The organism is Stenotrophomonas sp. MYb238, from assembly GCF_009496535.1.
In the GTDB taxonomy this organism is placed as follows: Bacteria; Pseudomonadota; Gammaproteobacteria; order Xanthomonadales; family Xanthomonadaceae; genus Stenotrophomonas.
On sequence record NZ_WIDL01000035.1, the window covers coordinates 1 to 21,613 of the forward strand.

Sequence of the window (21,613 nt, forward strand, 5' to 3'; positions counted from 1 at the left end):
CCTTCCGCCCACCCACTGATCACCGGCCACCATGCCATGAACAAGAACCTCCTCATCACCAGCTTCCTCGCCTTCCTAGCCGTCAGCGGCTGCGCCCGCCGCGAGGAAACGGAGCCCGCCGCAGACGCCGCGACTTCCCAGGCCGCCAAGGCGAACACCCGCCAAGAAATAGAAAAGCAGGCGCCGGCCGCCACCATCGCACCGGTGAACGTGCAGGTCACGCTGACGCCAGCCGCTGAAGCCGCCCTCAAGTCCAAGTCCGAGAAAGTGATGGTCGTGGCAGCCTATTCCGGCGATCCCCGCGCCTCCGAACAGGCGCAGAAGCTTGCCGATGCCTCGGGTACGATCAAGCTGGGCGAGAACAAGCAGCTCATTGACGGTGCTGGATCGCTGACGTTCCAGGACGACGTCATCGACAAGTCCCGCCTCGGTTTTACCTTTGGTGAAGTACAGGTGACCATCAACGTCACCTCCTCGAAGAGTTCGACTCCCGAGAATCTGCTGGCTTGTCCGTTCTATTGGGAAACTCTGGCCGAGGCCAGCAAGCAGACCGTGAAGATCGACTGCAAGGCGATGTCGGAAGTCCAGCACTGAGACGTACGGCCTGCAGTTGTCGGAACCCATAAAAGAGAAAGGGCCGCAAGGCCCTTTCTTTCTATCCGATTCAAGCTGGTCGACCGGTTAGGGCGCCAAAGCCATTTCCAGATCCCGACGCAGATCCCCAACCTCCTCCACGCCCACGCTCAAGCGCACCAGCGCATCGCTGATGCCGAGCTGTTCGCGGCGGACCGGCGGAATCGAGGCATGGGTCATCACCGCAGGATGGTTGACCAGGCTTTCCACGCCGCCCAGAGACTCGGCCAGGGTGAACAGCTCGGTGCGTTCGCAGAAGCGCCTGGCGGCTTCGAACCCGCCCTTGAGCACGATGGAGACGATGCCGCCGTAGCCGCTCATCTGCCGGGATGCGAGCGCATGCTGCGGGTGCGAATCCAGCCCCGGATAGATCACCTTCTCGATGGCGGGATGGGACTGCAGCCACTGCGCCAGCTCCAGCGCGTTGGCGCAGTGGGCCTTCATGCGCAGCGGCAGCGTCTTCAGCCCGCGCAGTGCCAGGAAGCTGTCGAACGGCCCCTGCACGCCGCCCACCGAGTTCTGCAGGAAGGCCATCTGTTCGCCCAGCTCGGCGTTGTCGCCGACGACGGCCATGCCGCCGACCATGTCCGAATGGCCGTTGAGGTACTTGGTGGCCGAGTGCACGACGATGTCCGCGCCCAGCTGCAGCGGACGCTGCAGCATCGGCGAGGCGAAGGTGTTGTCCACCACCACGATCAGGCCATGGCGCCGGGCGATGGCCGCGACCGCGGCGATGTCCACGATCTTCAGCATCGGGTTGGTGGGCGTTTCGATCCACACCATCTTCGTCTGCGGCGTGATCGCCGCCTCGAACGCGGCCGGATCGGTCAGGTCGGCGAAGCTGAAATCCAGCCCGGCGGTACGGCGGCGCACGCGCTCGAACAGGCGGAAGCTGCCGCCGTAGATGTCGTCCATCGCCACCACGTGGCTGCCGGCATCGAGCAGCTCGATCACGGTCGAGGTCGCGGCCATGCCCGAGGCGAACGCATAGCCGCGGCTGCCGCCTTCCAGCGCGGCCACGCAGCGCTCGTAGGCGAACCGGGTCGGATTATGGGTGCGCGAATACTCGAAGCCCTGGTGCACGCCCGGGCTGGACTGCGCATAGGTCGAGGTCGCGTAGATCGGCGGCATCACCGCGCCGGTGCTCGGGTCGGGCGACTGGCCGCCGTGGATGGCCAGCGTGGCGAGCGACAAGCTGCGCTCGCCTTCCTGGCCGCGTGGATGCTGATCCGTCATGGTGCTTTCCGGCTCAAAGGAATGAAATTCTACCGCTCCGACCTGAACCGGCCGTTCCGGCTGGCAGCGTTCACTGCACCCGCCGCCGCAGGTAGTTCAGCAGGTCGATGCGGGTGATCAGGCCGAGGAAATCGGCGCCGTCCATGACGATGGCGACCTGGCCGCGGTCGAACACCGGCAGCAGCGCCTCGATCGGCGACTTGACGTCCAGGCGGTCGAGCTTGCTCACCATGGCGATGGCCACCGGGTCGCGGAAGCGCGCCTCGTCGCCGTAGACATGCAGCAGCACGTCGCTCTCGTCGATGATGCCGACCAGGCGGCTGTCGTCCATCACAGGCAGCTGCGACACGTCGTACAGCTTCATGCGCTGGTAGGCGGTGGTCAGCAGGTCGTTCGGGCCGACCACCACGGTGTCGCGCTGGCTGTACGGGCGCAGGATCAGGTCGCGCAGGTCGCCGTACTGCGGCCGCTCGAGGAAGCCGTTGTCCAGCATCCAGTAGTCGTTGTACATCTTCGACAGGTACTTGTTGCCGGTATCGGGCACCAGCACCAGCACTTTCTTCGGCTCGGTCTGTTCGCGGCAGTACTTCAGCGCGGCGGCCAGCAGCGTGCCGGTGGAAGAGCCGCCGAGGATGCCTTCCTTGGCCAGCAGTTCGCGCGCGGTGTGGAAGCTCTCCGCGTCGCTGACGGCGTAGGCCTTCTTCACCCGGCTGAAATCGGAGATCGACGGCAGGAAGTCCTCGCCGATGCCTTCCACCAGCCAGGTGCCGGACTTCTCGTTGAGCGTGCCGTCGTTGATGTACTCGGCCAGGATCGAACCGACCGGGTCGGCCAGCACCAGCTCGGTCTTCGGCGAGAGCCTGGCGAAGGCGCGCGACAGGCCGGTCATGGTGCCGGAACTGCCGCAGCCGAAGACGATGGCGTCCAGTTCGCCGCCCATCTGTTCGAGGATCTCGGGGCCGGTGCCCAATTCGTGCGCGGCCGGGTTGTCCGGGTTGCCGAACTGGTTGATGAAGTAGGCCCCCGGGGTGTCGGCGGCGATCTTGGCGGCCAGGTCCTGGTAGTACTCGGGATGGCCCTTGGCCACGTCCGAGCGGGTGAGCACCACCTCGGCACCCATCGCCTTGAGGTTGAAGATCTTCTCTCGGCTCATCTTGTCCGGGACCACCAGGATCAGCTTGTAGCCCTTCTGCTGGGCGACCAGCGCCAGGCCCAGGCCGGTGTTGCCGGCGGTGCCTTCCACCAGCGTCGCGCCGGCCTTGAGCTCGCCGCGCTTTTCCGCCGCCTCGATCATCGACAGGCCGATGCGGTCCTTGATGGACCCGCCCGGGTTGGCGCTCTCGAGCTTGAGGTACAGCTCGCAGACGCCGGTATCCAGGCGCTGGGCCTTGACGATCGGCGTGCGCCCGATGAGTTCGAGTACGGAGGAATGGATTGCCATCGATGTGCTTGGGATCGCGCCGCGCGGCGGCCGGAGTCCGATTATCCGATGGATATGGCCGAAAGTCAGGCGGCGGTGGGTTCCTGCGCCATTGCCGGCCGCCGTTGCCCAAGTGACGCGGGCAATGACGGCCGACGAGGAGGCCGCCATTGCCCGCGACGGAAAGACTCAGCGTGGGGAAGGTTCAGTTGAGCCGGTCTTCATAGATCCGCAGAAGCTTCTGTTTGGCCAGCAGCTTTTCGCGTTTCATCTGCCCCAGGGTCAGATCGTCGATGGGGAGTACGCCCAGTTCGGCATCCATGCACTTCTTGTTCAGCTTCTGGTGATGCTGATAGAGCTGCTTGAACTCCGGGTTGGCCTTGATCAACGCGTCGATCTCGTTCTGCGGCTGCCCTTCGAACATGACTACCTCCTACGTGCGGAAACACGAACGCCCCGGCCTTGCGGCACGGGGCGTTCTGGGATGGAGATCCGGGCGGGGCACGGCCGAACCCTAGCCTTCTTCCGGTCCATTGCCCGGAAGCTGTCTGGTGCTGGTTCGCGCCACGGTTGCACTGGCCCGGTCCTCCGCTGTCCGGACGACGAAAATGTCGCCCGGACGATTGACCCTACGCCTGAAAAAAGGTTCCGGCAAGGGCATTTGAGGAGACTGAAAAGGTTCAGGAACCGCCGCACGTTCCGCCTTCCAGGCAGCCGCATGCGGCATCGCAGGGCACCGGCCGGGGAAACACAACGGGTAGTGCCGGAGGGGGCCGATGGCCCACTCCATGGGCGTCGTGGCACTGCCGCGGATCAGGGTGCGACGATCACCTCGGCCGAACGCGCGCGCGTGGCGGCGGCCTTCTTGCCGGCGACCTGGATCCGGTTGGCGGCGACGCCGCCCGCCACCAGCGCGTCCTTCAGCGCCTGGGCGCGGCGCTGGCCGACACCGTTGGCGCTGTCGTAGCCCTCGACGATCACCCGGCCCTTCCTGCCGATGTTCAGGTATTCCGACAGGGCCTTGAGCTGGTCGCGCGCAGCGCTGGACGGCGTTGTCTGACCCGCGGCGAAGGCATCCCCGGCAAGCGTGAACACCTCCCCGCGCGCCTCGAACTTCGACGCAGGCAGTTTCTGGCCCGACACCAGCTCGGCCTCCTCGCGCGCCAGCTTGGCCGCATTCTGCTGGGCGGAGCTCACCCGGGCGGCCTGCTTGCCGGCCACGCTGGTCAGCGCGGCCTCGGCATCCTGCCGGGCCAGGATCTCGGCCTCGGCCGCCTGGCGCAGGCGTTCGGCCTCCTCGGCCTGGATCTGCGCCTGCACGCGCAGGCGCTCGGCCTCCTGGCGCGCGCGGGCGGCCTCGCGGCGGCTCGCCTCGACCAGCAGTTCGCCGCGGGTGCGTTCCAGCTGGTCGACTTCGCGCCGCGCCGCCTCGGCGCGGGCGCTGGTCTCGGCGATCGTCACCCGGCGCTCGGCCAGGTAGCGCGCCTGGTCCAGCTCCTTGCGCTTGGCCTTGGCCAGCACGGCGATCGCCTGCTGCGCCTGCAGCCGTTCGAGCGCCGCCAGGTCGGCGGTGCGCATGTCGGCCTGCAGCGCGATCAGGCGCTGGTTCAACATCGCCACCGCCGGGTCTTCGGTGGCGGCCACGGCCAGCATCGGCACGGCCAGCAGGCCGGCCACGAGCAGAGTACGGATACCCATCAGTGCGCCTCCCCGGTCGCCAGTTGGCGTTGCAGTCGTTCCACCTCGGCCTTGCGCTGGGCGAGCGTGGCCTGCGCCACCGCCTCCTCGCTCTGCGCGCGGGCCAGGTCGGCGTCGACCGCCGCGCGCTGCGCCAGCAAGGGCGCCTGCTTGCGCTCGCGGCGGTCGCCGGCGGCGCGCTGGGCCTGTTCCAGTTGCTGCCGTGCCAGGGCCATGGTGTCCGGTGCGTACTGGTCGGCATCGGCGCGGTCGGCGCGTTCCACCGCCTGTTGCGCGGCGAGCAGGTCGGCCGCGGCCGGATCCTGCGCCATCGCGCTGGCGCAGAGCGCAGATGCGCACGCGGTCACATACAGGAGACGTCGTAAGTGTGCGAAGCTAGGTTTCATTAGGGGAGCCGTCGCGGAAGGTTGAGCACGGCCATTGTCGTCAAGGCCGCCGCGTGCTTGCAACGGCGGGCGGCCATTGCCCGGGGAATCGCATCCATGGATATCGGCTATTTCCTGAAGCTGATGACCGAAAAGAACGCTTCGGACATGTTCCTGACCACGGGAGCGCCTGTCCATATCAAGATCGAGGGCAAGCTCTATCCCCTGGGCAATACCGGCCTGCCGCCGGGCATGGTCAAGAAGATCGCCTACTCGCTGATGGACGAGGGCCAGGTGCCGCAGTTCGAGCGCGACCTGGAGCTGAACATGGCCATCGCCCTGGCCGACGTGGGCCGTTTCCGCGTGAACGTGTTCAAGCAGCGCGGCGAGGTGGGCATGGTGATCCGCGCGATCAAGAACCGGATCCCCTCGATCGAGGAGCTGAAACTGCCGGACGTGCTCAAGGACGTGATCATGACCCCGCGCGGGCTGGTGCTGGTGGTCGGCTCCACCGGCTCGGGCAAGTCCACCTCGCTGGCGTCGATGATCGACCACCGCAACGCCACCACCACCGGGCACATCCTCACCATCGAGGACCCGATCGAGTTCCTGCACCGGCACAAGCAGTCCATCGTCAACCAGCGCGAGGTCGGCCTGGATACGCACGCCTTCCACAACGCGCTGAAGAACGCGATGCGCGAGGCGCCGGACGTGATCCTGATCGGCGAGATCCTCGACGCCGAGACCATGGAGGCGGCCATCGCCTTCGCCGAGACCGGCCACCTGTGCCTGGCCACGCTGCACTCCAACAACGCCGACCAGACCATCGAGCGCATCCTCAACTTCTTCCCCGAGAGCGCGCACCGCAACGTGCTGATGAACCTGTCGCTGAACCTGCGCGCGGTGATCAGCCAGCGCCTGGTCAAGGGCACCGACGGCCGCCGCCGCCCGGCCACCGAAGTCCTGATCAACACGCCGATGATCCGCGACCTGCTGCGCCGCGGGCAGGTGCACGAGATCAAGCAGGCGATGGAGCAGTCGCTGGAGGAAGGCATGCACAGCTTCGACCAGTGCCTGTTCCGGCTGGCCAAGGACGGGCTGATCGAACAGGAAGAGGCGCTGCGCGCGGCCGATTCGCGCGACGGCCTGGCGCTCAAGTTCCGCCTGTCCGAGGGCGCCAGCGGCGAGCACGACCCCTACGCGGACTTCTCCGCGCCGGCGGCACCGGCGGCGATCACGCACGGGTTCTGAAAGCCGGGAACGGGGAAGCGGGAGCAGGGAATGAAGGTTGATGCTGGCAGCTGGCAGGTGCAGGCGACGCAGACCCTGCTTTACGCTTCACCCGGGAAACCTCCGGCCCAGGGAAAACCCGCGCACCGCTAAACCGTCATTCCCGCTTCCCGTTTCCCCGCTCCCTGCCCTCAAGCCGCATCCGGCTGGTTCTCCGGCCGCGCGGCATCGAACGCCGGCAGCGCCAGGCAGGCGGCTTCGATCCGCTGCAGGGTCGGGAAGGCGCCCAGGTCCAGGTGGAAGCGGCGCGCGTTGTACAGCTGCGGCACCAGGCAGCAGTCGGCCAGCCCCGGCGCGGCGCCGTGGCAGAAGCGGCCGGTCTGCGCCGAATCCGCCAGCGCCGTCTCCATCGCGGAAAAGCCGGTGCGCATCCAGTGCAGGATCCATTCGTCGCGCTCGGCCTGCGGCACGTTCCATTCCTGGTCGAAGAACTGTAGCACGCGCAGGTTGTTGAGCGGGTGGATGTCGCAGGCCACCAGCTGCGCCAGCGCGCGCACCCGCGCGCGGTCGGCGGCCCCGGCCGGCAGCAGGGCCGGCTGCGGATGGGTTTCTTCCAGGTATTCGAGGATCGCCAGCGACTGGGTCAGCACGCGCTCGCCATCGCGCAGCGTCGGCACCAGCTCCTGCGGGTTGAGCGCGGCATATGCCGGCGCATGCTGCTGGCCACCGTCGCGCACCAGGTGCACCGGCGCGATGGCGTAGTCCAGCCCCTTCAGGTTCAGGCCGATGCGTACGCGGTAGGCGGCGCTGGAGCGCCAGTAGCTGTAGAGCGTCAATGCCGGGTGCATGTGCGTTTCCTGTTGCCTGCGGCCCACCATACCTGCCGACGACGGGAAGGCCCGCACCGCCGGTCGGTCCATCGCGCCGCCGGCCGGGAATGCCTGCGCGCCGGCCCGCGCGCGCATGCCCGCGGACCGGCGGATGCGCGTGCTGCCCTCAGGGCCGCGCGGCCTGCTCGATGCGCTGTTCGATGGCGCCGAAGATGCTGTTGCCCGCGCGGTCGAACATCTCGATCCGCACCACGTCGCCGAAGCTCATGAACGGCGTGGACGGCTTGCCGTCGCGCAGCGTTTCCACGGTGCGGCGCTCGGCGAAGCACGAAGCGCCCAGCGTGGTGTCCTCGTTGGCGATGGTGCCCGAGCCGACGATGGCGCCGGCCGACAGCGGACGGGTCTTGGCCGCGTGCGCCACCAGCTGGGCGAAGTCGAACTGCATGTCCACGCCGGCTTCCGGCGCGCCGAACCACTCGCCGTTGATGTGGGTCACCAGCGGCAGGTGCACCTTGCTGCCCTGCCAGGCCTCGCCCAGCTCGTCGGGGGTGACGAACACCGGGCTCAGCGCCGAGCGCGGCTTGGACTGCAGGAAGCCGAAGCCCTTGGCCAGTTCGGCCGGGATCAGGTTGCGCAGGCTGACGTCGTTGACCAGGCCGACCAGCTGGATGTGGCCGGCGGCCTGCTCGGGCGTCGCCGCCATCGGCACGTCGTCGGTGACGACCACGATCTCCGCTTCCAGGTCGATGCCGTAGTCCTCGCTGACCACCTTGACCGCATCGCGCGGGCCATAGAAGCCGGCGCTGGTGGCCTGGTACATCAGCGGATCGGTGTAGAAGGTCTCCGGCACCTCGGCGCCGCGCGCCTTGCGCACGCGCGCCACGTGCGGCAGGTAGGCGCTGCCGTCGACGAATTCGTAGGCGCGCGGCAGCGGCGCGGCCAGCGCCTGCATGTCCAGGTCGAACACGCCGTCGGCGTCGCCGTGGTTGAGCGACTCGGACAGCGCGTTCAACCGCGGCGCGACGTTGGACCAGTCCTCCAGCGCCTGCTGCAGGGTGGCGGCGATGCCGGTGGCACGCACGGCGCGGGTCAGGTCGCGCGAAACCACGATCAGGGTGCCGTCGCGGCCACCTTCCTTCAGGGAACCAAGCTTCATCGGAGCGTCCAGTTCAGGGTCGGAAAATAAGTTTCGATTGTAACGAATAGTCCCGCCGCGACCAGCGCCGCAGGAGGAAGGCCGGGCCGACAGGCGTGCGTGCAATACGACAACAGGCGCCAACCCGGCCGGCGTGTGGCGCAGAAGCGGTTGGCAACGGCCCCCTGCCGGGACACACCGGGAGTGCCATGCCCCGACCATACCTGAACGGGGGTTTTTGTACCGCTCCCGAACATCCCTTAGACTATCGCGGTCTGCCAGCGGCCGTCCGTTTCCCTTGAGGGACCGCCGGCGGTGCAGGACCACCGGCCCGCCGCGTCCGCCCGCCCGCCCCTACTCCGACGCCTTTCGTCACGCATTCCGGCCAGCGCTCCGCGCTGGTCGCGCCCACATTCTCGCAGCGCGGTTTACGGGAACGCTCCGAGTCAGCCGGTCGAATCGACCAGCACCGCTTGCCCATCCGGGCCGGCGCGTTTCTTTCTGGAGTTCCCATGTCGTTTGAAAATCTGGGCCTTGCGCCCTTCCTGCTGCGCGCGCTCGCCGAGCAGGGCTACGAAACCCCCACCCCGATCCAGCAGCAGGCCATCCCGCTGGTCCTGGAAGGCCACGACCTGCTGGCCGGCGCGCAGACCGGTACCGGCAAGACCGCCGCGTTCGGCCTGCCGCTGCTGCAACACCTGGCCACCGCGGCGCAGGAAGTGCGCAGCGGCCCGCGCCGGCCGCGCGCGCTGATCCTCACCCCCACCCGCGAACTGGCCACCCAGGTGCATGACAGCCTGCGCGGCTACAGCAAGTACCTGCGCATCCCCAGCACCTGCATCTACGGCGGCGTCGGCATGGGCAACCAGCTGGACGTGCTGCGCCGTGGCGTGGACCTGCTGGTGGCCTGCCCGGGCCGCCTGATCGACCACCTGGAGCGCCGCAGCGTCGACCTGTCCGGCATCGAGGTGCTGATCCTGGACGAGGCCGACCGCATGCTCGACATGGGCTTCCTGCCCTCGATCAAGCGCATCCTGGCCAAGCTGCCCAAGCAGAACCGCCAGACCCTGCTGTTCTCGGCCACCTTCGCCGACCCGATCAAGCAGCTGGCGCTGGAATTCATGCGCAACCCGCGCGAGGTGATGGTGACCCCGCGCAACACCGTGGCCGAGACCATCGCCCACCGCGTGCATCCGGTCGATACCGGGCGCAAGCGCGAGCTGCTGCTGCACCTGCTGGCGCAGGATTCGCGCGAGCAGACGCTGGTGTTCGCCAAGACCAAGCACGGCAGCGACAAGCTGGCCACGTTCCTGGACAAGTCCGGCATCAAGACCGCGGCGATCCACGGCAACAAGAGCCAGGGCCAGCGCCTGCGCGCGCTGGGCGACTTCAAGGCCGGCCGCGTGACCGTGCTGGTGGCCACCGACATCGCCGCGCGCGGCATCGACATCAACGAACTGCCCAAGGTCATCAACTACGACCTGCCGATGGTGGCCGAGGACTACGTGCACCGCATCGGCCGTACCGGCCGCAACGGCGCCAGCGGCCAGGCGGTTTCGCTGGTGGCGCAGGAAGACGCCAAGTACCTGCGCCAGATCGTGCGCCTGCTCGACCGCGACATGGACATCCGCGACGTGGCCGGCTTCGAGCCGCAGACGCCGATCCGCTGGGGCAACAGCGCCCCGGGCAAGGCCGAGCAGCCGGGTGGCGAGCGCCCGCCGCGCCGCGGCAACGGCGGCCGCCCCGGCGGTCACCGCGACACCAACCCGGGCCAGCGCCGTGGCGGCGCGGGCGCGCCGTCGGGCGCACCGCGTGGCGAAGGCAACGGCCAGCGCCGCGAAGGCCAGCCGGCCGGCGCGGCACGTCGCCGTCGCGGCGGCGGCCGTGGCCGCGGCAAGGCGGCGCAGCCGAACAGCGCGGTCTGAATCGACGCCTGATGCATGAACGAAAACGGCCGCGGATGCGGCCGTTTTCGTTCTAGGCGACGGAGGATCGCGACTGTCCGTCGGCCAGCGGATTCATGCACCGGGCGGTGCGATACGGATGGGCCGGTTCCTTGCGGTCTAGCGGTTGTGGAGCGAGGCGGAAGAAAGGCTGCGATCCTGCACCACGGGTTTCGCCCTTCCCTCGCCCCACCCCCTCTCCCGAGGGGAGAGGGGCGTTTGACCGCGGCCTCAGAACGTCCAGGTCAGGTTGACGCGGTAGTTGCGGCCCGGTTCGCTGTAGCGGCCGATGCCGTCCTCGGTGGCGTAGCCGTACAGGTAGAAATCGCCGCGGGTGACGTTGCGGATGCGCGCCCACTGGTAATAGCGCTCGTCGAACAGGTTGTAGACGCCGGCGCTGATCTTCAGGTGGTCGTTGACGCGCAGGCTGCCGAACAGGTCGAACACGCTGTAGGCGTTGCTGAGGAACGGTTCGGCAACCTGGCCGAACACGTCGCTGGCCACGGCCACGTCCTGGCGCTTCTTGGCCAGCGCGTGGGTCAGCACGCCGGTCAGGCGCAGGCGCTGGTCCATGCCCTGCCAGCTCAGGCCGAGCACGCCGCGATCCGGATTGATGCTGTCCAGCGGCCTGCCGTCCCGCAGCTCGCCCTGGTTGTGCGAATACACCGCACGCAGCAGCCATGCATCGCCCAGTTGCCACAGACCTTCGGCTTCCACGCCCTTCACCGTGACTTCGCCGACATTGGCCTGGCTGGTGAAGCTGTAGCCGAGCGCGGTGCTGCAGCGGGTGCCGGTGCAGGTGCGGTACTCGATGGACGGATCGCGCAGCACGCGCACGCTTTCGATGAAATCGTCGTAGCGGTCGCGGAAGGCCGAGATGCCCACGCGCGAACGCAGGCCTTCCCAGCGCCAACCCAATTCCAGGTTCAGGCTCTTCTCCGAGCGAAGGTCCGGATTGGCCGCGCTGGTGGGAACGGTGACCAACCTGCCGGTGGCGACCTCGGTGATGTCGGTGGTGCTGGTCGGCGCATACATCTCGCCGGTGGTCGGCGCGCGGAAGCCGCGCCCTGCCTGGAACCACAGCGTGTGGCCCGGCACCAACCGATAGCTCAGCCCGGCCTGCCAGGTCGGCGAGGCGAAACGCACCGGACGCACCGTACCGGTCCGGTCGATGAAGGTCGGCCCCGGGTGCGGCGTGTAGTCGTGGCGGTCGTAGCGCGCGCCGAGGTTGAGCTGCAGGCGCTCGTCGAGCAGGTCGATGCGGTCGCGCAGGTAGAGGTTCCACGAAGCGGCGTCGGTGCGCGGCACCTGGCCGGGATCGACGGTGGCGGTGTCCAGCACGCCGGCGTTGTTCCAGCGGTAGTCGATGGCGCGGTAGTCGATCTCGCGGTTCTGCCACGACGCGCCGTAGGCCAGCGCATGCGCCCCGGCGCGCTTGTCCAGGTCCAGCGCGATGCGGTCCAGCACCTGGTCGGTGACGCGGTCCTCGGCGCGCACGCAGGTAGCGGCCAGCGTGCACGGCGTGGTGCGCGGGGTGGTGGCGGGATTGGCGGAACTGCCGCTGCCGGTGATCACGCGGGTGATGCCGCGGCTGTCGGTCTTCTGCCGGTCGGCCTGCGCTTCCAGCGTGTCGAACGCCGCATTGCCCGCACTCCAGACATAACGCAGGCCGTAGCGGTCGCGGCTGTTGCTGTCCTCGCCCCAGCGCTCCAGGTAGCCGGGCGCGCTGACGCGGCTGAGGTTGTCCACGAGGTTGTCGACGCGGTTACGTTCGTACACCACGCCCAGGCGGTGCTCTGGACTCAGCACGAAATCGACCTTGGCCAGCACGTTGTCGCTGTCGTGGTCGATCGGGTCCGGCAACCGCCGCGCACTGCCGGTGGCGACCGCGGTGGAGTCGTACCAGCCTTCGGATTCATGCGCCTTGCGCTTGGTATAGACCAGCATGGACTCGACGATGCCGGTCCGGTTGGCGGCGGTGAACGAGCCGAGTTTCTCGTCGTTGTAGCCGGTATAGCCGAGCTTGAGGCTGCCGAAGCTGTCGTTGCCGCTGGCCTTGAGGTAATCGGACGGGTCCTTGGTGGTGAACACCACGCCGCCGCCGAGCGAACCACTGCCGGCGGCGATGGCGTCGGCGCCCTTGATCACCTCCACCTGCTTGAGCGTATCGATGTCCACGCCGCCGCGCCCGGCACGGAAGAATTCGTAGCTGCGCGCCGTCTCCAGCCCTTCGGCCATGCCCAGGCCGTCGATGGTCATCGACACGCGGTCGCCTTCCATGCCGCGGATGTTGAAACCGTTGTCGCCGAAACGGCCCATGTCGGCGATGCTCACGCCGGGGATGTAGCGCACGAGATCTTCCATGCTCTCGGCCATCTCGTCGTCCAGTTCGGCGCGCGTCACCACGCGCACGTTCTGGGTGGCCGAGCGCGCATTCTTCTCGCGCGCGGCCTCCACTTTCACCGTGTCCAGGGTGCGCGCGTCCGGCGCGGCGTCGGCGTGGGCCAGCTGAGAAAGGCTGGACAGGATCGCCAGGGTCAGCAGGGAAGAAACGGGTTTCATGGGTCAAGCTCCACAGGAGGAAAGGTCGAAGGGTTTGCCGCGTGGGCGGCATGCCGTTCCTGGCTGCGGAGGCCGGGGTCGCCGGCGCGGTGCTGGGGGGCGTTTGCGTAGGTAACCGGCGCTAGGGCGCGACGTCGCCGCGATGCGCGTGCAGCGCGCCGATCTCGTCGCCGGCGCGCGGCTGGTGCCGCGCCTGCCCGTCGGGCGCGTGCACGCCGAGACCGAGGCGCTGGCGCCCGCCGTGTTCGCGCGCCGCTTCCAGTTCGATGCGGTACTCGCCGGGCGGGCACGGCCGGCCCTGGTCGTCGAGCCCGTCCCAGGCCACCGAGTAGCGGCCGGGCAGGCGCGTCGGCCGGGCGATGCCGTGCACGGCGGCCTCGTCGTCGCGCCCGTACAGGCGCCACCATTGCGGCAGTTCCTGCAGGTAACGCGAGCGGTCGCCCAGCACCAGCAGTTGCCGCACCGGGCTGCCGTCGGGCCGCGCGATCCACAGCGCCAGGTACGGCGCGCGATAGCGCGCGGCGTCCTGGAGGGGAATCTCGTAATCGATGACCAGCGGCCGCGGCCATGCCGGCGGTGCTGCCGCGCCGGCTTCTGCGGCCAGCAGGCGATGCCAGCCGCTGCTGGCGAAGCTCACGCCACGGTCGCTGACCACCAGCGCTTCCACGCCGGGAAGCCGCTCCACCCACGCCAGGCCATCGCGGATCGGCATCACGCTCAAGGCCGTGGCCAGCGCGTCGGCGGTGGCCGCGTCCGGCGCCACCACGGTGGCCGACGGCGGATAAGCCACGGGCCACCCCTCCATCGGGTCGAGCAGATGGCTGAACTGGCGCCGCCCCAGCTTGAAGCCGCGGCTGCGATGGCCGCTGGAGGCGATCGCCTGCGAACGCAGCTGCAACATCGCGCGCGACGGCGCGTTGTCGGCCGTCGCCAGCGGATCGGCGATGCCGACACGCCAGCCTTCCCCCGGCGCCGGCTCGCCCCAGTAGACGGCATCGCCGCCGATATCCAGCGCGATCCCTGTTGCCTGCGGCGCGGCTTCGCGCGCGCGCTGCAGCGCGAGGTCGAGGATATGGCCCTTGGCCACGCCGTCCACCTGCCACTGCAGGCCGGAGGGCGGTGCCAGCACCGCCGCGGTCAACTCCGGTTGCAGCTGCGCCAGCGCGCGCGCCTGCCGGCGCAGCTGCACGCGGTCCGGCAGGACGCCGCTCGCGGCCGCTTCGCGCCACGCCTGCAACGGACCGCCGAGCCTGCAGCTGAAAGCGCCTTCGCTGGCCTCGCGCCAGTGCTCGCACATGCCCAGCAGGCGGCGCAGTTCGGGCGATACCGGCACAGGTGCGCCGGCGCGGTTCAGCCGCGACAGTTCGCTGTCCTCGCGCCACGTACTGAACATGGCCTCCAGGCGCCCGATCTCGGCCAGCGCCGCCGCATGCGCCGCCTCGGCCTCGGCCGGGCTGGCGCCAGCAACACTCATGCGCAGCGACGTGCCCAGCACCTGCTCGTGCTGGTAGTGCTGCAGCGTCGGCGCGGCCAGTACGTCGCCACAGGCGAGTGCAAGGACAAGCGCGGACAGCCAGCGAAAGGAGGGGGACATGGCAGTGGGCTGCGATCAGCGTGCGGGCGCGGCGGGCGCCGGTTCGGGATCGCGCGCATCGACCACACCGTCGCCGTTGCTGTCGGCGCGGTCGAACAGGCGCTTGCCGGAGACCTGGTACTCGGCGAAGGTCATGCGTCCGTCGCGGTCGGTGTCCAGCGCCTTGAAGCGCACGCGCGCCTGTTGCGCGGCGGCCTCGCGCACGCTGGCGGCGCGGCGGTCCAGGCGGTCCTCGAACTCGCCCAAGTAGTCTGCGAAGTCCAAGCGACCCTTACTGGCGCGATCAGCCGCGGCGAACATCTCCTTGCGCACCTGCTCGAACTCGGCACGGTCGATACGGCCATCGCCATCGCGGTCGTAGATTTCCAGCATCCCGGCCAGGCTGTGCGAGGTGGGCATGCGCAGCGGATCGCTGGAGCGCGGCGGCGTCGCGCGCCTGGGTTCGCCCTCGGCCAGCAGCTTCTGGTAGCCGGTCCAGGTACGTTCGCCGACCGCATCGAACTCGGCCCGGCTCACCTGGCCGTCCTTGTCGGCATCGAGCGCGTCGAAGCGGGTGCGGGTCTGCGCAACGTGCCCGGCGCGCGCCTTCTCAAGCCGTGCATCCAGGCGCGCCAGGTATTCGTTGACGTACTCGTCCTCGTTCACCACGCCGTCGCCGTTCTCGTCGGTCTGCGCATAGCGCTGCTGGCGGAACGCGACGAACCGGTCCCACGCGACGCTGCCGGTACCGGCGTCGTCGAACTGTTCAAGGAAAGCGGCGACGGTCGGCGCCGGCGCCGGCGTGGATGCCGCCGGGCGCTGCGCCTGGGCGTGGGAAACGAACGGAATGACCAGCAGCAGCGGCGCCGCGGAAAGGAACTTGTACATGGATGTCTCCAGGGAAAAACCGCGCCTCACGGCGTCAGCACGTGGAAGGCGAGCGTGTAGCTGTTGCTGTACTCCGGCGCCAACGCGCCGGCCGGCGCGGGGCTGCGGTGGCGTGCCAGAGCGAGGAAGGTGCCGGCCTGCGCCAGCTTCAGCCGCACGCGGCCGCCGGCATCGCTCTCCACGGTTTCCACCGCCGGCTTGCGGTCGGACGTCCACACCGCTTCGGTCACCTCGATCTTCTGTGCCGGCAGCGGCTTGCCGTCGTACTGCACGACGAACTCGAAGTCCTCGCCCACATACAGGTCGCCCGGATGGGTGACCGGCACGAATTCCAGCCCCTTGCCGCGCGCCGCCAGCGCGGCACGGTCGGGCGCACCGGCAGTCACGTAGGTCTCGGCCAGCGTCAGCGACTGGAAATCGGAAATCACCTTGGCCCCTTGCGGGATCTTCACCGCCGGGTCGCGGGTGCTCTCGCGCTTGCCGTTCTGTTCCCAAGTGCGGAACAGCGCGCCCAGGCGCGGCCCGGTGCTGAAACGGTAGGTCCCTTTGCCCGCGTCGAGCGTGTGCTCGACCACGGTGCGCGTGCGCAGGCGCTGTACCGTCGCCACCGGGTGGGTCCTGCCGGAGGGATCGGTCACCACGAACTGGCTGTCGTCGAACGCCACTTCCGGAACGAAGAAGGCCTCGGCGAACGCGGCGTCCAGGCTGACGGTGCCGCCTTCCCGGACATCGAAACTGGTGGGCGCCAGGAAGGGCGTATGCGCCGCCGCCGGCACGGCGACGAGCGCCAGCAGCAGGGCGAGGGAAGGAATTCTCATGAACGGCTCCGATGAACGGGGCGTGTTCACCCCGGCTTCACTATCTTATTTTATTGAGAATCATTTGCAAATAGGAATGCATTTCAAAAATGCATGCCGCCGCAGGGCCTGTGCTTGCGGGCTGCCCCGCTTTGCGGCGATGCCCACGTACCCGCCGCTCCGGCAACGCGTTGGCGGAGTGAGCCTGCCCCTGCGCCAGCAGGCACAACGGCGGTGCGGGCTTACCCCACCGCGCGGCCATTGCCGGATCCGCCCCTAGGGCGGCGATAGCACGAAGTCGCTGCCTTGCTGGACGATGGCGCCGGTCTCACGGCGTCATGCCAAGGACCTTGCCGCGGAACCGGCATTTCTTGCGCCCGTTACAATTGCGGCATGGACATCTTCAAAGATTTCACCCTCGAGGCCGCCCACCGGCTGCCCAACGTCCCCGCCGGCCACAAGTGTGCGCGCCTGCACGGGCATTCGTTCCGCGTGCGCCTGGAAGTGAGCGGCGAACCTGGCGCCGAGTCCGGCTGGGTGATGGACTTCGGCGACATCAAGGCGGCCTTCCGGCCGCTCTACGAACAGCTCGACCACCACTACCTCAACGACATCCCCGGCCTGGAAAACCCGACCAGCGAACGCCTGGCGATCTGGATCTGGGAGCGGCTCAAGCCGGCGCTGCCGCAGCTGAGCGCGGTGACCGTGCACGAGACCTGCACCTCCGGCTGCCGCTACCGCGGCAACTGACCTGAACGAAGCCCGGCAGCCACGGGCGCCGGGCTTCCGCACCGCCGCACCGGGCGCTATGCTGCATCGCAACAAACAACGGAGCACGGCCATGGCCGCCCGGTTCGACGACGGTTTCAGCGACCCCACCCGGCAGTTCGCGGCGCTTGCCGATCGCGCCAACCGGCTGGCCCTGGAGAACGCGGAAAGCGCGTTCGGCGTGCAGCTGCGCACTTTCGAGCGCAATGCCAATGCCACCGCCGGTTTTCTCGGCGAGTTGACGCAACCGGGCCCGCAGGCCGACCTGCCATCGCTGCTGCCCAAGGGCCTGCAGGTGGCGCAGGAAAACCTGCAGCGGCTGGCCTCGGCCGGGCAGGAAATCGCCGGCCTGGGCCTGAAGACCGGGCAGGCGCTGGCCGAACTGGCGCGGCAACCGTTCGAAAGCGGCAGCGGCAGGCGTGCACGCGCCAAGGCCCGCTGACCCACCCTCTCGCAGCGCGCGGCTCCCCTCCCCCGCGCCCTGTCCGGACCCGGCAACGATCTCTCCCGTTGCCGGGTCTTTCTTTTTGTCCTCGCCCCCATGGCGATGCCCCGTCGGGCCATCGACAAACGACGTCAGCAATCGCTCCAGACAATTCTTTTGTCGTCACCCACCATAGCTGCGCCTCTTCAGGCCATCGATGGGTGATCAACAGGAACCGCTCTTTCGGATGCGGGTGCCGCTGTGGCAGATGGCACAGGTGTCCGTGCCGCGCTTCGCGCTGGAGCGAGCCCCACGCGGAACAACCGCGGGCGGGCAGCGGTTAGACTCTGGGCATGTTCAGCACCACCACGCTCACCGGCAGCAAGCCGGAACAGTACGCCCAGTTGCTGGCCCAGGCCCGCGCCCTGGTCCACGGCGAAACCGACCGCATCGCCAATGCCGCCAACCTGGCGGCGCTGGTGTATCACGCGCTGCCGCAGCTCAACTGGGTGGGTTTCTACTTCTTCGATGGCACCGAACTGGTGGTCGGCCCGTTCCAGGGCCTGCCGGCCTGCGTGCGCATTCCGCTGCACAAGGGCGTGTGCGGCGCGGCGGCCAGCACCCGCCAGACGCAGCGCGTGGAGGACGTGGACGCCTTCCCGGGCCACATCGCCTGCGACTCGGCCTCGCGTTCGGAGCTGGTGGTCCCGCTGGTCCATGACGGCGCGCTGGTCGGCGTGTTCGACCTGGACAGCCCGGTCACCTCGCGCTTCGACGCCGACGACCAGGCCGGCCTGGAAGCCATCGCCCAGGCGTTCGTCGAGGCGCTGGCATGAGCGCGCTGAAGCTGCGCAACATCGGCCCCAAGAGCGCGGCGTGGCTGCGCCAGGTCGGGCTGCGCAGCGCCGAGGACCTGGCCGCGGTCGGCGCGGTCGGCGCCTTCGTCAAGGTGCGCCGTGCCGGCTTCAAGCCCAGCCTCAACCTGCTCTACTCGCTGGAGGGCGCGCTGGTCGGCTGCCATTGGCAGGAAGTGCCCGAGGCACGCCGCCAGCAGCTGGTCGCCGAATACGAAGCGGCGGCCGGTGGACTGACCACCCTCCGTGCGGGGCAACAGGCCGGGCCGGTCCTTGAAACCCGCATGCAGCCCGAAGCCGACGACGACGACAGCGCCGATGAGGTCGCCGAGATCCATTTTGGTGGGAATTGACGCCTTTGCTTCGAGCGCAGGAGTGCACTTCAGTGCGTGCTGGGGCGTTGCCGGTAAGGCCCTTCGCGCACTGAAGTGCGCTCCTACAGGTTGCCGGGCAGCACCAGGGCCAGCAGCAGCAGGGTTTCGGTGACTTCGATGCTGGCGCCCAGGCAATCGCCGGAAATGCCGCCCAGCCTTTTCCGCCAGTAGACCGCGACCAGCGGCACCAGCAGCAGCGTCAGCAGCAGCGGCCAGGCGACGAACGCGGTGACCGCCGCCAGCGGCAGCGCCCACAGCCACACCGCACGCACGCTAAGCTGCCAGGAGAAACGCTCGGCCAGGCCCGCGCCGTGCAGTGGCGGCAGCAGGCGGATCAACCACAGCGTGCTCCAGCGCGCCCACGCCGGCACCAGCACGATGCCGAGCCACAACGGGCTGGCGGCAAGCTCGGTCAGCAGCACGAACTTGAGCAGCAGCTGCATGACCAGCGTGACCACGCCGAACACGCCCATGTGCGGGTCCTTGAGCACCTCCAGGAAACGCTGTGGATCGCGATGCGCGGCGCCGAAGGCATCGGCCACGTCGCCCAGCCCGTCCAGGTGCAGCGCGCCGGTCACCCACACCCACAGCAGCAGGGCGAGCGCGCCGGCCAGCCAGGGCCGGTCGGCGATCAGGAACAGCGGCAGGGCCAGCAGTGCGCCGATGATCGCGCCGACCAGCGGGTTGTAGACCGCCGCGCGGCTGAGGTCGTCGTCGCGGAAATCCTTCACCTGCGGCGTCGGCAGCCGGGTCAGGAACTGGATGGCCAGGATCAGCCCGCGCAGCTTCATGGCTGGCACAGTTCCAGCAGTTCGCCCCACAGCTGGCCATCGGCGCCGCGCGCCACGCGCAGGCGCACGCGGGTGCCGTAGTCCACGCGCATCGCCCACAACGCGGCCAGCGGCATGCCGCACACGCGCGACACCGCCAGCCGCAGCACGCCGGCATGGCTGACCACCAGCACCGGCCCGGCGCCATCGTCCTCGTTTTCGCTCTCGTCCAGCAGCCGCTGCAGCTGCGCGTCGATGCGCGCCTGGAACTGCTGCCAGCTCTCGCCGTTGGGCGGCACCACCGCGTGCGGCGCGTCGTAGAGCCCGGCCAGTTGTTCGGCGGGAATCTCGTCGTAATGGCGGCCGTCCCAGTCGCCGAAATCCAGTTCGGCCCAGTCCGGGTGGATCTCGCAGAACAGGTCGCGGCCGGCGACCAGCGCGGTGGCGGTATCCAGCGCGCGGCGGCGAGGCGAAGCGATCACCCGGCTCCACTGGCCGCCGCCATGGCGGTGCAGCAGCGCGTCCATGGCGCCGTCGAGCAGCGGCGGATCGGTGCGGCCGTCCAGATGGCCCTGGCGGCCGGTGGAGGCATGGCGCATCAGGTCCAGGATCATGGCGCTGCGCTCCGGTCGGCGACGGCCGCTTCGGCGAAGGTCGCCATGCCGTTGTGCAGCGCGCAGGCCAACCGCAGCAACGGCAGCGCCAGCGCGGCGCCGGAGCCTTCGCCCAGGCGCAGGTCCAGCTGCAGCAGCGGTTCGGCCTGCAGGCTCCGGAGTACGAGCGCATGGCCGCGCTCGGCGGAGCGGTGCGAGAACAGCAGCCACGGCCGCAGCGACGGATTGATGCGCACCGCGGCCAGCGCCGCGGCCGAGACGATGAAACCATCCACCAGCACCGGCACGCCGCGCTGGGCGGCGGCGATCATGGCCGCGGCCAGCGCGGCGATCTCCAGCCCGCCGACACGGCGCAGGGCTTCGCGGCCGGGATCGGCGGCGGCGGCGATTGCCTCGCCATGCAGGGCCAGCGCACGAGCGGTCACCGCCTGCTTGTGGGCGATGCGCGCCGCATCGAGACCGGTGCCGGCGCCGACCAGTTCCGCCAGCGGCAATGGTCCGAGCACCGCGGCCAATGCGCTGGCCGCCGTGGTGTTGCCGATGCCCATCTCGCCGAGCACCAGCAGGTCCGCGCCGTCGCCGCAGGCGGTTTCCATCGCGCGCCGGCCGGCGGCGAAGGCCGCGTCGAGATCGGCCGGCGTCATCGCCGGACCGGTGCTGAAATCCCCGGTGCCGCGGCGCGGTTTGTCGCAGGTCACGCCGGCGACCGGCGCCTCGGCCAGGCTGCCCACGTCCCATACGTGCAGCGGCAGGCCCAGTTCGCGCGACAGCACGGCGATGGCGGCGCCGCCGGTGGCGAAGTTGCGCAGCATCTGCACCGTCACTTCCGCCGGATAGGCCGACACGCCCTGCGCGGCGACGCCATGGTCGCCGGCGAACACCAGCACCGGTACCCGCTCGGCCTGCGGCTGCCCGCGTCCCTGCAGCGCGGCCAGTTCGATGGCCAGGGTTTCCAGGCGGCCCAGCGCGCCCTCGGGTTTGGTCAGTTGCCGCTGGCGGGCGATGGCCTGCTGCCGGTGCGCCTGCGAAGGCGCCGGGCAGGCCCGGGTGAACCATGGATCTGTCACGTGTGTTCCGTTACCGCGTTGCAATCGCGCATTGTAGGGCGCGCACCGCTTCCACGATGTGCCGCGCAGGGCCGCCGGTCCGGCGATGCCGGCCCGCCGTCGCGCGTGCCGGGCGGCGATGCGGGCGATGGCATAGAATGCGCGCACTTTCAGGTGACCGGCCGGACTCGCTCCGGCCGGTTGAAACGGGAAGCCGGTGCCGCGCATGCCAGGGATGCCCCTGGCAGCGCCAGTCCGGCGCTGCCCCCGCAACGGTAAGCAGGACAAGGCCGGGCATACCGCCACTGTGCATCCATCGCACGGGAAGGCGCCCGGACGGAAGCGCCAAAGCGCTTCGCCTGCGAGCCCGGAGACCGGCCCGGAAGTCGACTGGTTGCGATGCGGAGGGCATGGCGGCGGCAGTGGCGCCGTGCGCGCACTCCGTCGTTCTCC

At 69.2% G+C, this 21,613-nt stretch carries 21 protein-coding genes and 1 riboswitch; of the genes, 7 read left to right on the top strand and 14 right to left on the bottom strand.

The genetic code is table 11. From position 1 onward, the window contains the following. Nucleotides 1–594 (top strand): hypothetical protein (locus CQ393_RS17040; protein WP_228114646.1); only part of this gene is annotated, 594 nt, incomplete at its 5' end. 87 nt (nt 595–681) lie between these two features. Here CQ393_RS17040 and CQ393_RS17045 read toward each other — a convergent pair. The 5 genes from CQ393_RS17045 to CQ393_RS17065 all read right to left on the bottom strand — a co-directional run bounded on the left by CQ393_RS17045 (nt 682) and on the right by CQ393_RS17065 (nt 5,373). Beyond that, complete coding sequence (locus CQ393_RS17045; protein WP_153193358.1) at nt 682–1,869, bottom strand: cystathionine gamma-synthase; 1,188 nt, start codon at nt 1,867–1,869, stop codon at nt 682–684. A 70-nt stretch (nt 1,870–1,939) separates the two neighbouring features. Continuing rightward, nucleotides 1,940–3,310 (bottom strand): pyridoxal-phosphate dependent enzyme, encoded by a 1,371-nt coding sequence (locus tag CQ393_RS17050; protein ID WP_153193360.1) that lies wholly within the window; start codon nt 3,308–3,310, stop codon nt 1,940–1,942. Between the two features lie 184 nt (nt 3,311–3,494). Continuing rightward, the gene (locus tag CQ393_RS17055) at nt 3,495–3,713 is read right to left on the bottom strand and encodes a YdcH family protein (protein WP_153193362.1); all 219 of its coding nucleotides are present in this window, start codon (nt 3,711–3,713) and stop codon (nt 3,495–3,497) included. Nucleotides 3,714–4,102: 389 nt separating this feature from the next. Further along, nucleotides 4,103–4,987 carry an OmpA family protein gene (locus tag CQ393_RS17060; RefSeq protein WP_153193364.1) on the bottom strand — a complete coding sequence of 295 codons (885 nt, stop codon included), beginning with the start codon at nt 4,985–4,987 and terminating at the stop codon, nt 4,103–4,105. Continuing rightward, on the bottom strand, nt 4,987–5,373 hold the full coding sequence (locus CQ393_RS17065; protein ID WP_153193366.1) for a DUF4398 domain-containing protein: 387 nt from the start codon (nt 5,371–5,373) through the stop codon (nt 4,987–4,989). The genes CQ393_RS17060 and CQ393_RS17065 overlap by 1 nt, the downstream gene beginning before the upstream one ends. 96 nt (nt 5,374–5,469) lie before the next feature. Here CQ393_RS17065 and CQ393_RS17070 point away from each other — a divergent pair, with 96 nt between their 5' ends. Further along, nucleotides 5,470–6,603, top strand: coding sequence for a PilT/PilU family type 4a pilus ATPase (locus tag CQ393_RS17070; protein WP_153193368.1), 1,134 nt, complete (start codon nt 5,470–5,472; stop codon nt 6,601–6,603). A gap of 170 nt (nt 6,604–6,773) precedes the next feature. Here the strand turns inward: CQ393_RS17070 and maiA are convergent, their stop codons facing one another. Together maiA and CQ393_RS17080 are read right to left on the bottom strand one after the other, a co-directional pair. Then, entirely contained in the window at nt 6,774–7,430 is a 657-nt protein-coding gene (gene maiA / locus CQ393_RS17075) for a maleylacetoacetate isomerase (RefSeq protein ID WP_153193370.1), read from the bottom strand. Between the two features lie 148 nt (nt 7,431–7,578). Next, on the bottom strand, nt 7,579–8,568 hold the full coding sequence (locus CQ393_RS17080; protein ID WP_153193372.1) for a fumarylacetoacetate hydrolase family protein: 990 nt from the start codon (nt 8,566–8,568) through the stop codon (nt 7,579–7,581). Nucleotides 8,569–9,059: 491 nt separating this feature from the next. Here CQ393_RS17080 and CQ393_RS17085 point away from each other — a divergent pair, with 491 nt between their 5' ends. Then, complete coding sequence (locus tag CQ393_RS17085) at nt 9,060–10,472, top strand: DEAD/DEAH box helicase (protein ID WP_153193374.1); 1,413 nt, start codon at nt 9,060–9,062, stop codon at nt 10,470–10,472. A 249-nt stretch (nt 10,473–10,721) separates the two neighbouring features. On the opposite strand, the gene CQ393_RS17090 is transcribed toward CQ393_RS17085, so the two are convergent. The 4 genes from CQ393_RS17090 to CQ393_RS17105 form a co-directional block, all read right to left on the bottom strand. Beyond that, on the bottom strand, nt 10,722–13,052 hold the full coding sequence (locus tag CQ393_RS17090) for a TonB-dependent hemoglobin/transferrin/lactoferrin family receptor (RefSeq protein WP_153193376.1): 2,331 nt from the start codon (nt 13,050–13,052) through the stop codon (nt 10,722–10,724). Nucleotides 13,053–13,173: 121 nt separating this feature from the next. After that, nucleotides 13,174–14,646, bottom strand: a complete 1,473-nt coding sequence (locus tag CQ393_RS17095) for a DUF2271 domain-containing protein (RefSeq protein ID WP_153193378.1) — start codon at nt 14,644–14,646, stop codon at nt 13,174–13,176. 15 nt (nt 14,647–14,661) lie between these two features. Further along, entirely contained in the window at nt 14,662–15,513 is an 852-nt protein-coding gene (locus CQ393_RS17100; RefSeq protein WP_153193381.1) for an EF-hand domain-containing protein, read from the bottom strand. 26 nt (nt 15,514–15,539) lie between these two features. Then, a complete protein-coding gene (locus tag CQ393_RS17105; RefSeq protein ID WP_153193383.1) occupies nt 15,540–16,331 on the bottom strand; it encodes a DUF4198 domain-containing protein in 792 nt (263 codons plus the stop codon). Nucleotides 16,332–16,703: 372 nt separating this feature from the next. On the opposite strand from CQ393_RS17105, the gene queD reads away from it, so the two are divergent. From queD to CQ393_RS17125, 4 genes are all read left to right on the top strand, one after another. Further along, nucleotides 16,704–17,060 (top strand): 6-carboxytetrahydropterin synthase QueD, encoded by a 357-nt coding sequence (gene queD / locus CQ393_RS17110; protein WP_153193385.1) that lies wholly within the window; start codon nt 16,704–16,706, stop codon nt 17,058–17,060. A gap of 91 nt (nt 17,061–17,151) precedes the next feature. Further along, complete coding sequence (locus CQ393_RS17115; protein ID WP_153193387.1) at nt 17,152–17,520, top strand: phasin family protein; 369 nt, start codon at nt 17,152–17,154, stop codon at nt 17,518–17,520. A 335-nt stretch (nt 17,521–17,855) separates the two neighbouring features. Next, nucleotides 17,856–18,338 carry a GAF domain-containing protein gene (locus CQ393_RS17120; RefSeq protein WP_153193389.1) on the top strand — a complete coding sequence of 161 codons (483 nt, stop codon included), beginning with the start codon at nt 17,856–17,858 and terminating at the stop codon, nt 18,336–18,338. Next, a complete protein-coding gene (locus CQ393_RS17125; protein ID WP_153193391.1) occupies nt 18,335–18,709 on the top strand; it encodes a TfoX/Sxy family protein in 375 nt (124 codons plus the stop codon). The genes CQ393_RS17120 and CQ393_RS17125 overlap by 4 nt, the downstream gene beginning before the upstream one ends. 83 nt (nt 18,710–18,792) lie before the next feature. Here the strand turns inward: CQ393_RS17125 and cobS are convergent, their stop codons facing one another. Genes cobS through cobT form a run of 3 tightly spaced genes read right to left on the bottom strand, consistent with a single transcriptional unit; the run spans nt 18,793 to nt 21,181 of the window. After that, complete coding sequence (gene cobS / locus CQ393_RS17130) at nt 18,793–19,521, bottom strand: adenosylcobinamide-GDP ribazoletransferase (RefSeq protein ID WP_153193393.1); 729 nt, start codon at nt 19,519–19,521, stop codon at nt 18,793–18,795. Continuing rightward, complete coding sequence (locus tag CQ393_RS17135) at nt 19,518–20,114, bottom strand: histidine phosphatase family protein (RefSeq protein ID WP_153193395.1); 597 nt, start codon at nt 20,112–20,114, stop codon at nt 19,518–19,520. The genes cobS and CQ393_RS17135 overlap by 4 nt, the downstream gene beginning before the upstream one ends. Further along, nucleotides 20,111–21,181 (bottom strand): nicotinate-nucleotide--dimethylbenzimidazole phosphoribosyltransferase, encoded by a 1,071-nt coding sequence (gene cobT / locus CQ393_RS17140; RefSeq protein ID WP_343200024.1) that lies wholly within the window; start codon nt 21,179–21,181, stop codon nt 20,111–20,113. The genes CQ393_RS17135 and cobT overlap by 4 nt, the downstream gene beginning before the upstream one ends. 134 nt (nt 21,182–21,315) lie before the next feature. Then, nucleotides 21,316–21,558: riboswitch (cobalamin riboswitch) on the top strand. Nucleotides 21,559–21,613 lie beyond the last annotated feature (55 nt).

Bases quoted from the DNA above. Each gene is read 5' to 3' on its own strand.
- CQ393_RS17100 (WP_153193381.1), bottom strand. From the start codon at position 15,513: ATGTACAAGTTCCTTTCCGCGGCGCCGCTGCTGCTGGTCATTCCGTTC.
- CQ393_RS17070 (WP_153193368.1), top strand. From the start codon at position 5,470: ATGGATATCGGCTATTTCCTGAAGCTGATGACCGAAAAGAACGCTTCG.
- CQ393_RS17135 (WP_153193395.1), bottom strand. From the start codon at position 20,114: ATGATCCTGGACCTGATGCGCCATGCCTCCACCGGCCGCCAGGGCCAT.
- CQ393_RS17060 (WP_153193364.1), bottom strand. From the start codon at position 4,987: ATGGGTATCCGTACTCTGCTCGTGGCCGGCCTGCTGGCCGTGCCGATG.
- CQ393_RS17045 (WP_153193358.1), bottom strand. From the start codon at position 1,869: ATGACGGATCAGCATCCACGCGGCCAGGAAGGCGAGCGCAGCTTGTCG.
- queD (WP_153193385.1), top strand. From the start codon at position 16,704: ATGGACATCTTCAAAGATTTCACCCTCGAGGCCGCCCACCGGCTGCCC.
- CQ393_RS17105 (WP_153193383.1), bottom strand. From the start codon at position 16,331: ATGAGAATTCCTTCCCTCGCCCTGCTGCTGGCGCTCGTCGCCGTGCCG.
- CQ393_RS17065 (WP_153193366.1), bottom strand. From the start codon at position 5,373: ATGAAACCTAGCTTCGCACACTTACGACGTCTCCTGTATGTGACCGCG.
- CQ393_RS17090 (WP_153193376.1), bottom strand. From the start codon at position 13,052: ATGAAACCCGTTTCTTCCCTGCTGACCCTGGCGATCCTGTCCAGCCTT.
- CQ393_RS17050 (WP_153193360.1), bottom strand. From the start codon at position 3,310: ATGGCAATCCATTCCTCCGTACTCGAACTCATCGGGCGCACGCCGATC.
- CQ393_RS17085 (WP_153193374.1), top strand. From the start codon at position 9,060: ATGTCGTTTGAAAATCTGGGCCTTGCGCCCTTCCTGCTGCGCGCGCTC.
- CQ393_RS17115 (WP_153193387.1), top strand. From the start codon at position 17,152: ATGGCCGCCCGGTTCGACGACGGTTTCAGCGACCCCACCCGGCAGTTC.
- CQ393_RS17055 (WP_153193362.1), bottom strand. From the start codon at position 3,713: ATGTTCGAAGGGCAGCCGCAGAACGAGATCGACGCGTTGATCAAGGCC.
- CQ393_RS17125 (WP_153193391.1), top strand. From the start codon at position 18,335: ATGAGCGCGCTGAAGCTGCGCAACATCGGCCCCAAGAGCGCGGCGTGG.
- CQ393_RS17080 (WP_153193372.1), bottom strand. From the start codon at position 8,568: ATGAAGCTTGGTTCCCTGAAGGAAGGTGGCCGCGACGGCACCCTGATC.
- maiA (WP_153193370.1), bottom strand. From the start codon at position 7,430: ATGCACCCGGCATTGACGCTCTACAGCTACTGGCGCTCCAGCGCCGCC.
- CQ393_RS17120 (WP_153193389.1), top strand. From the start codon at position 17,856: ATGTTCAGCACCACCACGCTCACCGGCAGCAAGCCGGAACAGTACGCC.
- cobS (WP_153193393.1), bottom strand. From the start codon at position 19,521: ATGAAGCTGCGCGGGCTGATCCTGGCCATCCAGTTCCTGACCCGGCTG.
- CQ393_RS17095 (WP_153193378.1), bottom strand. From the start codon at position 14,646: ATGTCCCCCTCCTTTCGCTGGCTGTCCGCGCTTGTCCTTGCACTCGCC.